The sequence below is a fragment of the Nonomuraea sp. NPDC001684 genome (assembly GCF_053596515.1).
Map to the genome: position 1 here is coordinate 1 of NZ_JBSFGJ010000198.1, position 16,644 is coordinate 16,644.

The 16,644-nt window shown below is 73.0% G+C and carries 15 protein-coding genes and 1 tRNA gene; 11 read left to right on the forward strand and 5 right to left on the reverse strand.

Features of this window, described 5'->3' with window-relative positions; genetic code table 11:
• The coding region (locus tag ACWCSD_RS29125; protein ID WP_449919530.1) for an ATP-binding protein at positions 1 to 2,200 on the reverse strand (2,200 nt) is incomplete at its 3' end.
• Positions 2,201 to 2,277: 77 nt separating this feature from the next.
• Here ACWCSD_RS29125 and ACWCSD_RS29130 point away from each other — a divergent pair.
• Positions 2,278 to 3,378, forward strand: a complete 1,101-nt coding sequence (locus ACWCSD_RS29130) for an MFS transporter (RefSeq protein WP_449919533.1) — start codon at positions 2,278 to 2,280, stop codon at positions 3,376 to 3,378.
• Here the strand turns inward: ACWCSD_RS29130 and ACWCSD_RS29135 are convergent.
• Complete coding sequence (locus tag ACWCSD_RS29135; protein ID WP_449919552.1) at positions 3,347 to 3,970, reverse strand: hypothetical protein; 624 nt, start codon at positions 3,968 to 3,970, stop codon at positions 3,347 to 3,349. The two genes, ACWCSD_RS29130 and ACWCSD_RS29135, sit on opposite strands and share 32 nt — an antisense overlap.
• A gap of 20 nt (positions 3,971 to 3,990) precedes the next feature.
• On the opposite strand from ACWCSD_RS29135, the gene ACWCSD_RS29140 reads away from it, so the two are divergent.
• The gene (locus ACWCSD_RS29140; protein ID WP_449919536.1) at positions 3,991 to 4,182 is read left to right on the forward strand and encodes a hypothetical protein; all 192 of its coding nucleotides are present in this window, start codon (positions 3,991 to 3,993) and stop codon (positions 4,180 to 4,182) included.
• Here the strand turns inward: ACWCSD_RS29140 and ACWCSD_RS29145 are convergent.
• Positions 4,158 to 5,717, reverse strand: coding sequence for an ABC transporter substrate-binding protein (locus tag ACWCSD_RS29145; protein ID WP_449919539.1), 1,560 nt, complete (start codon positions 5,715 to 5,717; stop codon positions 4,158 to 4,160). The genes ACWCSD_RS29140 and ACWCSD_RS29145 overlap by 25 nt on opposite strands.
• A 208-nt stretch (positions 5,718 to 5,925) precedes the next feature.
• Between ACWCSD_RS29145 and ACWCSD_RS29150 the strand changes: the two genes are divergently transcribed.
• Positions 5,926 to 7,770, forward strand: a complete 1,845-nt coding sequence (locus ACWCSD_RS29150) for a sensor histidine kinase (RefSeq protein ID WP_364329741.1) — start codon at positions 5,926 to 5,928, stop codon at positions 7,768 to 7,770.
• A complete protein-coding gene (locus tag ACWCSD_RS29155) occupies positions 7,763 to 8,119 on the forward strand; it encodes a DUF742 domain-containing protein (protein ID WP_352328721.1) in 357 nt (118 codons plus the stop codon). The genes ACWCSD_RS29150 and ACWCSD_RS29155 overlap by 8 nt, the downstream gene beginning before the upstream one ends.
• On the opposite strand, the gene ACWCSD_RS29160 is transcribed toward ACWCSD_RS29155, so the two are convergent.
• Positions 8,097 to 9,503: an MFS transporter gene (locus tag ACWCSD_RS29160; protein WP_397165932.1), complete on the reverse strand. Its 1,407-nt coding sequence runs from the start codon at positions 9,501 to 9,503 to the stop codon at positions 8,097 to 8,099. The two genes, ACWCSD_RS29155 and ACWCSD_RS29160, sit on opposite strands and share 23 nt — an antisense overlap.
• A gap of 73 nt (positions 9,504 to 9,576) precedes the next feature.
• On the opposite strand from ACWCSD_RS29160, the gene ACWCSD_RS29165 reads away from it, so the two are divergent.
• From ACWCSD_RS29165 to ACWCSD_RS29195, 7 genes are all read left to right on the forward strand, one after another.
• Positions 9,577 to 10,038 (forward strand): MarR family winged helix-turn-helix transcriptional regulator, encoded by a 462-nt coding sequence (locus ACWCSD_RS29165; protein ID WP_352351891.1) that lies wholly within the window; start codon positions 9,577 to 9,579, stop codon positions 10,036 to 10,038.
• A gap of 148 nt (positions 10,039 to 10,186) precedes the next feature.
• Positions 10,187 to 10,262 (forward strand) — tRNA-Met (locus tag ACWCSD_RS29170).
• A 22-nt stretch (positions 10,263 to 10,284) separates the two neighbouring features.
• Positions 10,285 to 10,719: an RpiB/LacA/LacB family sugar-phosphate isomerase gene (locus tag ACWCSD_RS29175; protein WP_397165934.1), complete on the forward strand. Its 435-nt coding sequence runs from the start codon at positions 10,285 to 10,287 to the stop codon at positions 10,717 to 10,719.
• A gap of 10 nt (positions 10,720 to 10,729) precedes the next feature.
• A complete protein-coding gene (locus ACWCSD_RS29180; RefSeq protein WP_397165935.1) occupies positions 10,730 to 10,954 on the forward strand; it encodes a hypothetical protein in 225 nt (74 codons plus the stop codon).
• 64 nt (positions 10,955 to 11,018) lie between these two features.
• Positions 11,019 to 12,182, forward strand: a complete 1,164-nt coding sequence (locus ACWCSD_RS29185; protein WP_449919544.1) for an amidohydrolase — start codon at positions 11,019 to 11,021, stop codon at positions 12,180 to 12,182.
• A gap of 27 nt (positions 12,183 to 12,209) precedes the next feature.
• Entirely contained in the window at positions 12,210 to 14,705 is a 2,496-nt protein-coding gene (locus ACWCSD_RS29190) for a Tex family protein (RefSeq protein ID WP_449919547.1), read from the forward strand.
• A 331-nt stretch (positions 14,706 to 15,036) separates the two neighbouring features.
• Positions 15,037 to 16,077, forward strand: a complete 1,041-nt coding sequence (locus ACWCSD_RS29195) for a hypothetical protein (RefSeq protein WP_449919549.1) — start codon at positions 15,037 to 15,039, stop codon at positions 16,075 to 16,077.
• 398 nt (positions 16,078 to 16,475) lie between these two features.
• Here the strand turns inward: ACWCSD_RS29195 and ACWCSD_RS29200 are convergent, their stop codons facing one another.
• On the reverse strand, positions 16,476 to 16,631 hold the full coding sequence (locus ACWCSD_RS29200; RefSeq protein ID WP_449919554.1) for a sigma factor-like helix-turn-helix DNA-binding protein: 156 nt from the start codon (positions 16,629 to 16,631) through the stop codon (positions 16,476 to 16,478).
• Positions 16,632 to 16,644: the final 13 nt, after the last annotated feature.

Sequence of the window (16,644 nt, forward strand, 5' to 3'; positions counted from 1 at the left end):
CGCGCAGCGGCTCGCGGGCCCGCGCCGGGTCCCGCTCGGCCGCGCCGACCAGCGCCCGCCCCAGCCCGTACGGCTGCCCCACCGACCGCCAGGCGGCGACCGCGTCCGCCCACGAGCCGCCGAGCTCGGCCTCGAACGTGGCCCGGTACGCCTCCTGCAGCCGTCCGACGGTGGGCAGGCCCGGGGGCGCGGCGCGCACCCGTCCGATGCGGGCCGCGAGGGCCAGCAGCGGCCAGGCGTAGCGGCGGCTGCGGCTCAGGTCGTGCTCCGCCAGCACGTGGTCGACCAGCCGGCGCGCCCGGGCCAGGTCTCCCCCGGCCTCGGCCAGGCGGCATTCCAGCAGGTCGGGCTCCAGGCAGGAGTCGTAGCCGCGGGAACGCCCGCGCATGAGCGGCCTGGCCTGCGCGAGCAGCGCGCCGGCCGCCGACAGCGAGCCCTCCTGCACCGCGACCGTGCCGAGCACGAGCAGGATCCAGGCGCGGTAGATCGGCGGCGGGTCGAGCGCGAGCGCGGGGGCGGCGACCTCGCGGGCCTCCGTCCAGCGGCCCAGCGAGGCGAGCGGCTCGGCCAGGTTGGCGGCCAGGTGGGCGCCGCGCGAGCGGGCCAGGCCCAGCCGGGCGGCCTCGGCGATGCCGCGCCGCGCGACCGCCTCGGCCCTGGCGTGCTCGCCGGCGGCCTCCAGCGCGTCGGCCTCGCCGGCGTAGGAGACGAGCAGCGTGTCGTCGTCGGGCGCGCTGATCCGGGCGCGGGCGTACAGGGTGGAGGCGGTGGCGAGGTCGTCGTCGAGCGCGGCGAGCGCGGCCAGGGTGACCAGGGACCTGGCGTCGCCCAGCGCGTACGCCTCCTCGGCGCGGGCGCGGGCCTCGTCGTCCTGGCCGTGCCAGGCCAGCGTGCAGGCCAGGGCGCCGAGCAGCCGGGACTCGCGGGGGGCCAGCCGGACGGCCTCGCGCAGGTCGTCCAGGCCCTCCTCGCCGTGCAGGTCGCGGATGGCGACGCGCAGCTCCAGCAGGTGGGCCGCGCGCAGCGGGTCGGCGACCTCGGCGAGCGCCCGGCCGGCCAGGTCGTCGGCGCGGTGTGCGTCGCCGGCGCGCAGGGCGTCCCTGGCGGCGTCCTCCAGCACCTGGGCGTGGTCCTGGCCGTCCGCGTGCGCCCACAGCTCCAGCACCAGATCCCATCTGCGGGCCCGCCAGGCGGCCTCGAAGGCGCGCGGCCCGTCGCCGGCCGCGTGCCAGTGGTCGGCGGCCAGCTCGGGCTGGGCGAGGGCGCAGCGGGCGTGCAGGCGGCGGCGTTCGCCGGGGAGCAGGTCGTCGTAGACGGCCTCGCGGATGAGCGCGTGCCGGAAGACGTAGGCGTCGCCGTCCACGAGCAGCAGCCGGGCCCGGACGACCGGCCGCAGCGCCTCGTCGAGCGCGAGGTCGTCGAGCCCGGCGATCCGGCGCAGCACCTCGTGGGGCGTCCTGCGCCCGGCCACGGCGGCGATCCGCAGCACGTCGAGACCGGGCCCCGGCAGCTTCTCGGCCCCGGCGAGCAGCAGCTCGCGCAGCGAGGCCGGAGTCGTGTCGCCCGCCTCGGCCAGCGCCTCGGCGAACAGCGGGTTGCCCTCGCTGCGCGCCACGATCGCGTCGACGTCGTCGCGGCCGAGCAGGCGGGCCACCTCGTCGCGGCCGAGCGGCGGCACCCTGACCACCTCGGCGCCGGGCAGCCGCAGCGGCTCGCGCGAGGTCGCGACGACCATCGCGCCCGGCCGCGTCAGGTTGCGCAGCAGGTACGCCAGCAGGTCGCGGGCGGCCTGGTCGGCCCAGTGCAGATCCTCCAGCACGATCACCAGCGGACGGCGCTCGGCGGCCCGCTCGACCAGCAGCAGCACCTCCTCGAACAGCCGGGCCCGGCCCAGGTCGGGCGTGTCGTCCAGCTCCCCCAGCTCGGGCAGCAGGCACGCCAGCCCCTTGCGCCCGCCGCCCGGTACGAGCCCGGCGCCGTACTCCCTGACCAGGCGGCGCAGCACGGGCACGAACGGCGCGTACGCCGGCCCGCCCGGATCGGCCCCGCCCTCGGCCACCAGCGCGTCCACGTCACCGGCGAACCGCGCGACCAGCCTGGACTTGCCGATCCCCGCCTCGCCCACGACCAGCACCGCACTCGGGGTACGGGCCCACGCGGCGGCCAGCCGGCCCAGTTCGGCCTCACGTCCCACGAACACACCCCTCATTATGAAGAGGCGGCTACGCATCATGCCCGATCCCGCCCAGAACGGGATTTGTCATCGTCGAAGGCGTGATGACGCGTTCGTTAAGCCTGATGATGGCCGCCTCGGTGACCGGGATGCTCGGTTTCTTCCTGCTGTTCTCCACCGTCCCCCTGTACGCGGCGACCGGCGGCTCCGGCGCGTCCGGCGCGGGCCTGGCCACCGGCGCGATGATGCTGTCCACGGTGCTCGCCGAGCTGGCCGTCCCCTGGCTGCTGTCCCGGCACGGCTACCGGGCGGCGATGGCGCTCGGCCTGGTCCTGCTCGGCCTGCCCGCCCTGCTGCTGCCGCTGTCGGCGGAGCTGCCCGTGGTGCTGGCCGTGTCCCTGCTGCGCGGCGCGGGCCTCGGCGTGCTCGTGGTCGCCGGCACCGCGCTCACCGCCGACCTGGTGCCCGCCGAGCGCCGCGGCGAAGGGCTCGGCCTGTACGGCCTGGCCGTCGGCGTGCCCTCGGTCGCCGGCCTGCCGCTGGGCCTGTGGGCGGCCGACGTGCTCGGGTTCGCGCCCGTCCTCGTGGTCGCCGGGCTGCTGCCCCTGGCCGGGCTCGTGGCGGTGACCGGCCTGCCCGCCGGCCGGCCCGTCACGACCGGCGCGGGCGGGCGGACCGGCGGGCTGGCCGCGCCGATGCTGGTCTTCGCCTCGGTCACGCTCTCCGTCGGCGTGCTGGTGACGTTCCTGCCGCTGGCGGGCTCGCCGGGACTGGCCTCGGCGGCCCTGCTCGCCCAGTCGCTCGCCACGCCGGCGGCCCGCTGGTGGGCGGGCCGGTTCGGCGACCGTCACGGACCGGCCAGGCTGCTCGTGCCGGGCCTGCTCGCCGCCGCCGCGGGCACCGCGCTGCAGGCGTGGACGGCCGCTCCCGTCGCGGTCGTGGCCGGGATGGCGCTGTTCGGGGCGGGGTTCGGGGTGCTGCAGAACGCGACGCTGACGGTGATGCTCCAGCGCGGCGAGCCGGCCCGGGTCAGCGCCCTGTGGAACCTGGCCTACGACGCCGGGATGGGCGTGGGCGCGACCGGGTTCGGGCTGGTGCTCGGGCACACCGGATACCGGCTGGGGTTCGTGCTGGTGGCCGCGCTCGTCGTGGTGACGATCCCGCTGGCCAGGGTCAGGCCCGCGTACGCGGCACTCCCACGGTGATCTCGCGGCCGAGGCGGCGGCCGGCCAGCAGCTCCAGGTCGTCGCCGCTCCAGAACCTGCCCGGGTCGTACCAGTTGGGACGCCGGCCGCCGGGCAGCAGGCCCATCTCCTCGTAGGTGACGGCCACGACCTCCGCGCAGTACGCGCTCTCCAGCGTGGCCTCCTTCCTGGCCCGCCGCGGCACCCGGCCCCTGGCCCAGCGGGCGGCCAGCCGGGCGGTGGACGGGAACGGGGTGCCGTCGAGCCGGGCGACCACGCGCAGGGCGGCGTCCTCCATCTCGGGGGTGGCCTGCGGTTCGAGCTGGCGCAGCCAGGGACGCTGGCCGTAACGGTCGGCCCAGACGGTGACCGCGTCGCGCAGGTCGTGCAGCTGGACGCCGCGCCGGTGGGTGCCCGCCCACAGGTCGAGCAGCGACTTGCCCAGCTCGGCGTGCCACATCATGGGCGGCAGGTCCTCGATCACGATCGCCATGCCCACGTGGTTGACCGGGCTGTTGGTCATGGTCTGGATGGCCCGGTCGGGCACGGACCTGCCGCGGAAGATCCACAGATCGCCGGTCCTGGTCACCTTGACGGCCTCGTCGAGAGTCAGCACATCGCTAGCCTAGGCACATGCGCTGGTGGAAGATGCTCGGTCTGGCGGGAATCGCGGGGGTCGCGGCCACGGGGGTGGTGATCGCGCGCGCCGAACGCAGGCGGCGGGCGTACACGCCCGAGGAGATCAGGACGCGGCTGCGTGCGCGCGTCGAGGCGGCGTCCGAGGCGGCGTCGGAGTCGGCTCAGCCGGACGGGCGCAGCTCGTAGGCGAAGACCACGTCGGGGTAGGCCGGGTTGTCGTCGTACCCCTGGACGCCGCCCAGGTAGGCCCGCTGGTACCGCACCACCCAGGGCAGCGCCACGGCGGCCCGCACGTCGAGCACGCGTCCGGTGGCCTGCTCGTACGCCGCCTGCGCGGCCTCCTTGTCGGTCACGCTCAGCTCGGGCAGCCCTTCGAGCAGCTCGTCCAGGGTCCTGTCGCGCAGGTAGGCCAGGTTGAACACCGGCGGCTCGCCGCCGCGGAAGACGTTGCCGAACCACGAGTAGCCGTCGGCGTAGTCGGGCCACCAGTACATGACGAAGATGTCCTGGCCGCGTTTCCTGCCCTGCTGCCACTGGGCGTTCCAGGGCATGGCGCGGGCGTCGAGCGTGACGTTCAGCGGCTTCAGCTCCGCCGCCAGGCTGGTGGCCAGCAGCCGCTGGTCGTGGTCGCCCTGCGCGTAGGTGAGCCGCAGCCGCAGCGGCCGGCCCGCGGGTCCGTACCCGGCGCGGCCCAGCAGGGCCGCCGCGCCCGCCAGGTCCTGCCGGGGCGCGCGGCCGGCGACGTGGCCGGTCAGCCCCTCAGGGACGATGCCGCTGGCCGGTGCGACCGCGCCCCTGAGCGCCCTGACCAGGCCGCGGTAGTCGACGGCCTGCTGCACCGCGCGGCGCACCCGCACGTCCTTCATCGGGCCGCTCGCGGTGTTGAACAGCAGCATGGCCGTCTGGTACGAGTCCCGCTCGCTGGTGCGCACCCCGGGCGTGACCGCGGCCCTGGCGAACAGCCGGGGGCTGAGCCGGTCCACGAAGCTCACCTCGCCGCGGGCCAGCATCCGCCACGCGCGGTCGGGGTCGGGCACGACGCGGTACTTGACCGTGCTGTAGTGCGGCTTGTCCCATCCGCCCCAGTACTTGGGGTACGCCTTGAGCGTCAGCTCCTCCTCCTGGCCCGGATGCCAGGCCGCCACCGTGTACGGCCCCGACCCGGCGTCTCTGCCCGCGCCGAGCCATGAGCGCAGGTCGGGCGCCGCCTGCGTGTCGTAGATGTAGGCCGCGTACCCGGAGGAGGCCACCAGGTCGAGCGGCACGGCGTACTTCAGGGCGAAGGTGACCGTGTTCGCGTCCTCGGCCTTGACGGAGGAGACGGCGTCCCAGATGTAGGACGCGCCCGCGCCGGTCTTCATCGTGCGCTCGATCGACGCCTTGACCGCCGCGGCGTCCACCGGCCGGCCGGTGTGGAAGGTCGCGCCCTGGCGCAGCGTGAACGTCCAGGTGCGGCCGTCGGGCGTCGAGCGCCAGGAGGTGGCCAGGCGGGGGGCCGACTTCTTGGTGAAGGGGTTCCAGAGGGTCAGGGTCTCGTAGACGTTCTGGAAGGCGATGAGCTCGTTGGAGTAGGAGCTCGCGGGGTCCCAGTCGGAGATGACGTCCAGGTTCTGCGCGTACACGAAGACCGACTCGGCGGCGGGGGGCCGGGGGACCTCCGTGGGCCCGGAACAGGCCGACAGAAGCGCCAGCGCGGCGGCCGCTGCGAGACGACGGCGCAACGCATCTCCCTCTGTAACCGATTTGGGGGAAACCTACTGCAAGATCACGGACACATGTCCAAAAGTCCCGAAAAATTGGGCAATTGGGTGATCGAATTGCTATCCTCTGGGCTTGTCCCGTCCGGGGTTGCCAGCAGGGGACCGACCGGAGTGAGGTGCCATGGGTCGTAGCCGGACGATCCGCATGAAGATCATCGGACTACTACTCGTGCCTCTGACCTCCATGGTCGTGTTGTGGGGCGTGATCACCGCCGTCACCGCCGGCGAGAGCCTGGAGCTGCGTCAGTACAAGACACTCTGGACGAACCTCCGCCATCCGGCGTACAAGTTGATCAGCGAGCTCCAGCACGAGCGTCTCTCCTCGGCCAAGCTGCTGCGCCGGGCCGCCTCCCAGAAGGACGTGGCCGACCAGCGCACCCGCACCGACGCCGCCAGGGACGAGTTCAGAAAGCTCTCCAGCAACTCCAAGGACCGATCGGAAGAGATCCGTACGCAGGTGGACGCGGTGTACACGCAGCTCGGCAGGCTCGACGCGATCCGGGGCGAGATCGACGACGGCCTGTCCGACCGTCTGCTCGCCGGCGAGGCGTACAACACCGTGATCGACTCCCTCTACGGCCTGCACCGGCGCGTCGCGCTCATCGACGACATCCCGATCTACGAGCAGTCCCGCGTGATCATCGAGCTGGGCTACGCCAAGGAGCTGCTGACCAGGGAGCAGGCCATCGCGCTCGGCCCGGTCACGCCGTCGGAACGCCGGCAGTTCACCCAGATCGTCGGCAACCGGCGCTTCCTCATCGACCAGGGCCTCGGCGAGCTGGACCCGAGCCTGCGCGACACCCAGGTCTCCCTCGTCACCTCCCCCGTCTACCAGCGCATGCGGCTGATGGAGGACCGGATCATCGCCGGCGCCGTGCCGCCGCGCGGCTGGCTGAGCACCACCGAGTCGATCTCCAAGACGTACGCGGAGTCGCTCATGCGGGCCAGCACGCTGCTCAACGCGCGCGCCGACCCCGTGGCCGACCAGGTGCTGTCGCGGGCGTTCATCCTGGCCGGGACGTGTTTCCTGCTGGTCATCGTGTCGATCGTGTTCTCGATCCGGATGGGCAACCGGCTGTCGAAGGAGCTGGGCGCGCTCCGGCTGGCCGCGCTGGAGGTGGCCCAGGAGCGGCTGCCGCACGTGGTGGCCAAGCTGCGCAAGGGCGAGAGGGTGGAGATGCCGGAGTTGTCGGTGGCCACCAGCACGGTCGAGATCGGCGACGTCGGCCAGGCCTTCTCCACCGTCCAGCAGACCGCCGTCGAGGCCGCGATCGGCCAGGCGCAGCTCAGCGAGGGCGTCGGGCACGTCTTCCGCAACCTCGCCAGGCGTTCGCAGGCTCTGCTGCACCGCCAGCGCATCCAGCTGGAGGACATGCAGCACCGCGCCACCGACCCCGAGGCCCTGGACGACCTGTTCCGCCTCGACCACCTGACCACGCGCATGCGCCGTCACGCCGAGGGCCTGATCATCCTGTCGGGCGCCACCCCGGGCCGCGGCTGGAGCAAGCCGGTGCCGCTGCTCGACGTGGCCCGCGGCGCGACGGCCGAGGTGGAGGACTACCGCCGGGTCACCGTCGAGCCGATGTCCGGCCAGCGCCTGGCCGGGCCGGTGGTCGGCGACGTGATCCACCTGGTCGCCGAGCTCATCGAGAACGCGACCGTCTACTCGCCGCCGCACACGCAGGTCATCGTGCGCGGCGAGGAGACCGCCCGCGGCTTCGCCTTCGAGGTCGAGGACCGCGGGCTCGGGCTGAGCGCCCAGGAGCTGGCCGAACTCAACGAGCGGCTGGCCAGCCCACCCGAGTTCGACCTGGCCGACAGCGACAAGCTGGGGCTTTTCGTCGTCTCGCGCCTGGCCGCCAGGCACGACATCCGCGTGACGCTACGCGGTTCACCATATGGAGGGACCACCGCGATCGTGTTGATCCCGGCTGAGCACGTCGCCGATCCGGAACCGGAGGCCGACGTGAAGGAGCCCGCCCGTCCTGTGATGCGGGTGGTGCCAAGTGAGTGACGAGCGCTGGCTGGACGAGGACGCCGGTCCGATCGTCCCGGCCTACCTGCTGACCAGGGGCCGTACGGTGCCCGCGAGCGAGGCCATCGACCTCATCGCGGTCATCGTCACCGCCGGCGGGCTGACGCCTCCGGTGGGGCTCGGGCCCGAGCACCTGATCATCATGCAGAAGTGCACCAAGCCGACCCGGCTGGTGGACGTGGCCGCCGAGCTGAACCTGCCCATCGGCGTGGTCCGGGTGCTGGTCGGCGACCTGCACGCGCGGCAGCTCGTCCAGGTCGAGCTGCCGCCCCCCGCGCCGGACGCCAAGGTGCTGCTGGAAGTGATCAGTGGGCTGAAGGCGCTGTGACGGCCCGGCTGTTCAGCATTCCGTAGACGGTGGCGAACACCGCCGCGACCAGCCCGGCCGCCGCGGCGGTGCCGAACACCCACTGGAAGCCCAGGACGCCGGGGCGCGCGGCCAGGATCGCGGCGATGGCCGCGCCCGCCACGCTGCCCCCGACGATGCGCACCAGCGCGTTGACGCCCGCGGCCAGCGCGGTCCTGGACGGCTCGACGTGCTCGACGGCCATCGTGCCCAGTGCGGCGTAGCCGATGCCGAGGCCGATGCCCATGAGGGACGAGGCCACGTACAGGGTGGCCGGGCTGCCGTGCTCGAACGCCAGCCACACCCCCGCGAGCCCGGTCACGCCCGCGCCCGTCGCCACCATGAACGAGGCGGCGAACCGGCGCATGATCCGCCCCGCGAACAGCGAGATGACCAGCATGAACAGGGTGCTCGGCAGCAGGAACAGCCCGACCTGGAGGGTGGAGGCGCCGAAGCCGAAGCCGGTCGCCTTCGGAACCTGGGCGAACTGCGACATGCCGGTCAGCATCGTGAAGAACGAGAACCCGAGCAGCATCGAGGAGACCGTCGCGCCGATCGTGCCCCTGTGCACCAGCATCGACATCTCGACCAGCGGCTCGGCCACCCTGCGCTCGACCAGCACCCACACCACGGCCAGCACGGCGGCCGCGGCGAACAGGCCGAGCACGCCGGCCGACGTCCAGCCCCACGAGCCGCCCTCGCTGATCGCCAGCAGCAGCGCGACCAGCCAGGCGGTCAGCAGCGCGGCCCCGGCGAGGTCGGGACGGCCCTTGCCGGCCGGCGCCACGTCCCGCACGAGGAAGGCCAGGATCACGACGGCCACCGCCGAGATCCCGCCGGTGATCCAGAACACCAGGTGGTAGTCACCGGCGGCCAGCCCGGCCAGGATCATGCCGCCGCCGCTGCCGAACCCCATCGTCGCGCTCAGCACGCCGATGCCGGTCGCGAGCTGCTGCCTGGGCAGCAGGTCGCGGACCACCCCGATCGACAACGGGACCAGCGCGGACACCGCCCCTTGCAGGATCCGGGCGACGATCAACCAGGTCAGCGACGTGGCCATCGCCGCCATGACCGAACCCACCACCAGCAGGCCCAGCGCGCCGAGGATCATCGGACGCCGGCCGTACATGTCGCCGAAGCGCGACAGCAGCGGCGTGGAGACCGCGGCGACCAGGAGGCTGATGGTGAGCGTCCAGCTCACGGCCGAGAGCGAGGCGTGCAGCTCCCGCTGCAGCACGGGAAGCAACGGGACCACCGCGGTGTTCTGGAGGGCGGCGATGGAGGCCGCGAACGCCAGGGAGACCACCGTGGGCCAGGGATTGCGCATCGACGTCTCACGCGCCGCGGGTACGACGGCTGTCGCCATGTCGGCTCCTTTAGATAACTTAGGTAAGTAACCGAGCACCGATGATACATACGTAAGTTAGGTAAGCAAACAGATGGGCGAAGATCTCAACAGGACGGTGTCGGCCTTCCGGCGGCTGGTCGTCACGCTCAACCGCGCCAAGACCCACGAATGGCTCACCGAGGCGGCCGGCATCCGGCTCGACCGGCCCGACGTGCAGATCATCGTCTACCTGCTCGACGCGGGCGAGCCCCGCAGGATCGGCATGATCGCCGAGGGGCTGCAGGTCGAGAGCCCGCACGTGACCAGGCACGTCGCGGCCCTTGAGCAGCGCGGGCTGGTCGAGCGCGTACGCGACCCCGACGACCGGCGGGCCTGGCGCATCGCGCTCACCGAGGAGGGGGCCGAGGTGGCGAGCAGGTGCCGCCGGGTCACCACCGAGTGGTTCGAGGAGGTGCTGTCCGACTGGCCGGAGACCGAGCGGGCCGAGCTGTCCAGGCTGATGACCAAGCTGTCGGACGACTTCTGCGAGCGCATGCGCGCCCGGTACACCTGAGAAACGCGTTGCGGGGCCGGGGGCGCGGGCGGCATGCTCGTGCCCATGGTCATCCAGCTGGTCAGCCGGCTCGTCATCCGGCGAATGCGCATGCCGCACCCGTCCGGGGGCTCCCGCCGTTGAGATCGGCGGCCCCCGGCCCGTTCCAGGCGGGTGGGGGCGCTGGTGTGCCCGGCGGTTTCATAAGCCGCTCCAGGCGGGTTCGATCCCCGCACCCGTCACCACATTGCTGGTAGAGATGGGCCCATGCGGATTTCGGTGGCGGCGGACAGCACTGACGGGGTGGCCGGGCGCATCGTGGCCGAGCTGCGCGGGCGGGGTCACGAGGTGCTGACCCACGGCGCACTCGACGACGGCGAGCGCGACGACTGGGCGTGGGCCTGCGAACTGGCCGCCAGAGACGTCGCGGAGGGCCGGGCCGACCAGGCGGTGGTCTGCTGCTGGACGGGCACGGGCGCCTCCATCGCGGCCAACAAGGTGCCCGGCGTGCGGGCCGCGCTCTGCGCCGACGCCTACACCGCCGACGGGGCGCGCAGGTGGAACGACGCCAACGTGCTGGCCCTCAGCCTCCGCCTGACCTCCGACGTCGTGCTCGGCGAGATCCTCGACGCCTGGTTCGGCGGGCGGCCCAGCACCGATCCGGCCGACGTGGCCAACGTGGCGCACCTCGCGGAGATCTAGGCTCTTCGGCATGGACAACTTACGGTGCACGCATTGCGGCGCGGAGGGGCTCGAACCCGGGTTCGTCACGGACCAGGGGTCGGGCGCCGAGGGGTATGCCCAATGGGTCGAAGGGGAGCTGGAACGAGGCTTCTTCGGCAGGGCCCGGCTGGCGGGCATCCCCAGGTGGCAGATAGACGCCTACCGCTGCCCTCGCTGCCACCACCTCGAGCTCTTCGCCACCCGTCCCGCCTGACGGTCCACAACCCTCACACCTGGGGGCACGGAAATCGTCGGTGCCGCCCTCTAGGGTGCTGGGCATGACCGACGTGCTGATCCGCGGCGGGCGGCCCTGGGGGCTCGCGTCCCCCGCCGACCTGCTCGTCCGCGACGGCCGCATCCACCGGGTGGGCCCGTCCCTCGACGCGCCCGGCGCCCTCGTCCTCGACGTGTCCGGCCAGCTCGTCCTGCCCGGTCTCGTCGACGCCCACTGCCACCTCGACAAGACGCTCTACGGCGGCCCCTGGATCCCCCACTCGGCCGACGACTCGCTGGCCGGCCGCATCGCCAACGACCTGGGCCGCCGCGCCGAGCTGGGGGTGCCGAGCGCCGAGCGGGCCGCCGCGCTGCTGGCCCGGATGAGCGAGGCCGGCACCACCCACGTGCGCACCCACACCGACATCGACCCGTCCGTGGGCCTGCGGGGCGTGGAGGCCGTGCGCGAGGCCGCCGCCCGCTCCCCCGTCCACGTGCAGCAGGTCGCCTTCCCGCAACACGGCGTGCTCACCAACCCCGGCACCGCCGACCTGCTGGCCGAGGCGCTCCGAGGCGGCGTCGAGGCGATCGGCGGCCTCGACCCGGCTGGCGTCGACCGCGATCCCGTGCGCCACCTCGACCTGATCTTCGGCCTGGCCGACCGGTTCGGCGCGCGCATCGACATCCACCTCCACGACGGCGGCTCGCTGGGCGGCTGGGAGCTGGAGCTGATCACCGAGCGCACCAAGGCGCTGGGGCTCGGCGGCCGGGTCACGGTCAGCCACGCGTACGCGCTGGGCGAGCTCGGCGAGGCCGCCCAGGATCGCCTGATCCAGGGCTTCGTCGACGCGGGCGTGGCCATCGCCACCGCCGCCGTCTACAGCTACCCGGTGCCGCCTGTGAAGAAGCTGCGCGCCGCGGGCGTCACCGTCGCCTGCGGCCACGACGGCGTCCGAGACCTGTGGGGCCCCTACGGCTCCGGCGACATGCTGGAGCGCGCGATGCACCTCGCCTACCGCAGCGCGTTCCGCCGCGACGAGGACATCGAGCTCGCCCTGGAGGCCGCGACCGTGGGCGGCGCGCTGGCCCTCGGGCTGCCCGGCTACGGCCTGGCTCCGGGCGACCGGGCCGACCTCGTCGTGGTGCCCGCGAGCGGCCCCGGAGAGGCCGTGGTCGTTCACCCTCGGCGCACTCTGGTCATGAAAGACGGCGTAGTCCTGCACAATTGACCGGCGGGACCATCGAAAGGCAGGCAAGTGCTCTCTATTCACCAGCGGATCGCGGCAGAGCTCGGCGTGCGCGACGGGCAGGTGCAGGCGGCGGTCGATCTGCTCGACGGCGGCGCCACCGTGCCGTTCATCGCGCGCTACCGCAAGGAGGTCACCGGCGCCCTCGACGACGCGCAGCTCCGCACGCTCGAAGAACGGCTGCGCTACCTCCGCGAGCTCGACGAGCGCAGGGCGGCGATCCTGGAGTCGATCGAGTCTCAGGGCAAGCTCGACGACGAACTGCGCGCGCAGATCATGGCGGCCGAGACCAAGGCCAGGCTCGAAGACATCTACCTGCCCTACAAGCCCAAGCGGCGCACCAAGGCGCAGATCGCCCGCGAGCTCGGCCTGGAGCCGCTGGCCGAGAAGCTGCTCGGCGACCCGACGCTCCACCCGGCCACGGTCGCCGCGGAGTTCGTCACCGAGGGCGTGGCCGACGCCGGCGCGGCCCTCGAAGGGGCCAGGGCGATCCTGATCGAGCGGTTCGCCGAAGACGCCGACCTCATCGGCGACCTGCGCGAGCGGCTGTGGAGCCGCGGCCGGCTCGTGTCGAAGGTGCGCGAGGGCAAGCAGGAGGCGGGGGCCAAGTTCTCCGACTACTTCGACTTCACCGAGCCGTTCACCAAGCTGCCCTCCCACCGCATCCTGGCGATGTTCAGGGGCGAGAAGGAGGAAGTGCTCAACGTCGCGCTGGAGCCCGACGAGACCGCCGACTACGAGCTGCGCATCGGCGCCCGGTTCGGCATCTCCGACAAGGGGCGTCCGGCCGACACGTGGCTGGCCGAGACCGTGCGCTGGGCCTGGCGCACCCGCATCCTCGTGCATCTCGGCATCGACCTGCGCATGCGCCTGTGGCAGGCCGCCGAGGACGAAGCGGTGCGCGTGTTCGCCGCCAACCTGCGCGACCTGCTGCTGGCCGCCCCGGCCGGCACCCGCGCGACCATGGGCCTCGACCCCGGCCTGCGCACCGGCGTGAAGGTGGCCGTGGTCGACGCCACGGGCAAGGTCGTCGAGACCGCCACCATCTACCCCCACGAGCCCAAGCGCCAGTGGGACCAGTCGCTGGCCGTGCTCGGCGCGCTGGCCCAGAAGCACGGCGTCGAGCTCATCGCCATCGGCAACGGCACCGCCTCGCGCGAGACCGACAAGCTGGCCGGCGACCTGGTCAAGCTCATGCCGTCGATCACCAAGATCGTCGTGTCGGAGGCGGGCGCCTCGGTCTACTCGGCCTCGGCCTACGCCTCCCAGGAGCTGCCCGACCTCGACGTGTCGCTGCGCGGCGCGGTCTCCATCGCGCGCCGGCTGCAGGACCCGCTCGCCGAGCTGGTCAAGATCGACCCCAAGTCGATCGGCGTCGGCCAGTACCAGCACGACCTGGCCGAGTCCAAGCTCTCCCGCTCGCTCGACGCCGTCGTCGAAGACTGCGTCAACGCGGTCGGGGTCGACGTGAACACGGCGTCCGCGCCGCTGCTCACGCGGGTGTCGGGCATCGGCGCGACGCTGGCCGAGGGCATCGTGCGCCACCGCGACGAGAACGGTCCGTTCCGCACTCGCACGGCGCTGAAGGACGTCTCGCGGCTCGGGCCCAAGGCGTTCGAGCAGTGCGCCGGCTTCCTGCGCATCCCGGGCGGCGACGACCCGCTCGACGCCTCCAGCGTGCACCCGGAGGCCTACCCGGTGGTCCGGCGCATCCTGAGCTCGGTCCAGACCGACCTCAAGTCGCTGATCGGCAACACCTCGGCCCTGCACACCATCCGGCCGCAAGACTTCACCGACGACACCTTCGGCCTGCCGACCGTCACCGACATCCTGCGCGAGCTGGAGAAGCCGGGGCGCGACCCGCGTCCGGCGTTCAAGACGGCGGCCTTCAAGGAGGGCGTGGAGAAGATCTCCGACCTGGTGGCGGGGATGATCCTGGAGGGCGTGGTCACCAATGTGGCCGCCTTCGGCGCGTTCGTCGACATCGGCGTCCACCAGGACGGCCTGGTCCACGTGTCGGCCATGTCCCGCACCTTCGTCAAAGACCCGCGCGACGTGGTCAAGCCGGGCGACATCGTGCGCGTCAAGGTCCTTGAGGTGGACATCCCGCGCAAGCGCATCTCCCTGACCCTCCGCCTGGAGGACGACGTCACCCAGCCGTCCTCGGAGGGCCGCCCGCCCCGCAAGTCGGGCGCCCGTTCGGACGGCTCCCGCAACGAGCCCCGCCGCGACGGCAGCGCTCGCGACGGCTCCGCCCCCCGTGGCGACGGCGGCCGCGACGGCGGCTCTCGCGGCGACGGCCGCGACGGCAGCCGGGGTGACGGTGCTCGCGGCAGTGGCGGTCGTGACGGCGGTCGCGGCCAGGGTGGTCGTGGCGACGGCGGTCGTGGCCAGGGGCGCGGCGACGGTCAGCGCGGCAGGCAGCGCCGCCAGGACCGTCCGGCTCCCATGGGCGCGATGGCCGAAGCCCTCCGCAAGGCAGGACTCGGCAACGACAACCGCTGACCTCACCCCCTGACGGCGGCCCGGCCCCACAACCGGCCCGCCGTCAGGGGGACACCCCTTGCCACCAGCCCAACCTCCAAGCCGGCCCAGGCACCAGGCCAGCGTCCAAGCCGGCCCAGGCACCAGCCCACCTATCAGGCCGCCTCGGGCACCAGCCCACCGCTGAGACTCCCGAGCCACCGGCCCACTGATCAGGCCGCCCTCTCCACCAGCCCGCCGTTCGGACTGGCCCAGCCGCCGATCCACCGTTCAAGCCGGCCCAGGCACTCACTGGGCGGGGGGTTTCCGGTGGGGGCGATACGGTCGGAGGGTGAGGACAACTGTGTTTTCCATGGCTGTCGGCCAAGCCCGCGACCTGCTTCGCTGGCGCTCGCCGCTGCGGACCGAGCTCTGGGCGGCCCGGCTCACCGCCGCTCTGGAGCCCGATGAGGTGCGGCCGTTCCTGCGCGAGCTGGCCGAGGACGGCAGCGCTGAGTCGCGTCTCACCCTCGCCGCCCTGGCCGCGGTCGACAGGCCCGGATGGCCCGGCGCGGAATCCTCTCCGGAGCCCGAGACAGGAGCGGAGGCGGAATCCGAGACGGAAGCGGAGGCGGAGCCCGGGGCAGGAGGGTTGCGGGTTCTGGGGGTGGAGGTGGCCGGGACGGCGGAGGCCGATCTCGGGCTGCCCGGGTGGGTGCGTCGCATGGGGCAGGTGACCTGCGAAGGAGCCTGGTACGGCAAGGCCGACCCCTACGGCGAGCAGACCCTGGCCGTCCTGTCCTTCAGGTACGCGAACGGCAAGGAGCCGCACCTCCTCGTCGTCGGCATCGACCAGCCCAACGGCGGCCTCGCGGTGGACGCCGTCGTCGAGGAGGTCAAGTTCCTCGACGACCTGGGCCTGAGCCCGGCCGAGCCTGGGGTGGTGGCCGGACGGGTGCTGGACGCGTTCGAGCTGGGCGACCGGATCATGGGGGCTCAGGTGGCCGACACGCTGCCCGCCGTCCGTCCGCTGGCCATCGCGCGGGCCCTGGCCGTGCCCGGGCTCGTCCGGCAGGCGCCCGACGGCACGATGGCCGGCTTCCACGATCTGCCCGACGTGCCGGGGGCACGGGAGGCGTTCGAGAAGTTGGCGGAGTTCGTGGGTGAGCGTCCGCTCTGGTGGAGTCCGGCGCGGGTGAGCCAGTTCCTGACGTCGTGGCTGCCGAGGGAGGTCATCCTGTCGGACACGGCGGTGGCGGCGATGCCGGAGGTGGTCCGGGCGTGGAGCCGTTTCAACGGCGCCCATCCCGCCGTCCTGCACCAGATCGACGTGGACGCCCCGCGGCTGCCCGCCCTGATGGCCGACGAGTCCCTGGCGGGGCTCGGCAAACGCATCGCCCGCCAGCAGCTGTGAGCTCCTCCTAGGCGGCGTGGGGGCGGCGGCCGGGATGTGGGTGGATCGAGTCGGGGGTGGGGGCGGCTATGCTGCGCAGTGACGTTTAGCGGTGCCCCACTTGGGCGTTTCGAGGGAGACTTGCGCGATGTACAAGGAGTTCGCTGTCGAGGCCGTCATGTGGCTCGTCCCGGTTGCGGTGCTGATCGGGGTCGCGCTCCTCGTCACCGCCTGACCCAAGACCCGAGGAGAACGGGGGCCGAGCACGCGCTCGGCCCCCGTCCGCTGTCCGGGGCCGACCGGATGACCGCGCTACGACGCCCCCTGTCCAGGGACGGCGGATGAAAGGCGAGCCAAGAGGACGGCGGGGCACAAGGCGAGCCGAGAGGGCGGCGGTGACAGGGGGCGCGGGCGAGAGATCATGAGGCCCAGGCCAGGAGGGGGCTGTACTGGCGGAGACGTTTCAGCGCCTGCTTCTCCAACTGCCTGATGCGTTCCCTGGTGAGCCCGAGGCGGTCCGCGATCTCGCTGTAGCTCTCCGCCTTCTGCCCGGTGAGGCCGTATCGGAGCCTGATGACGACCGCCTCG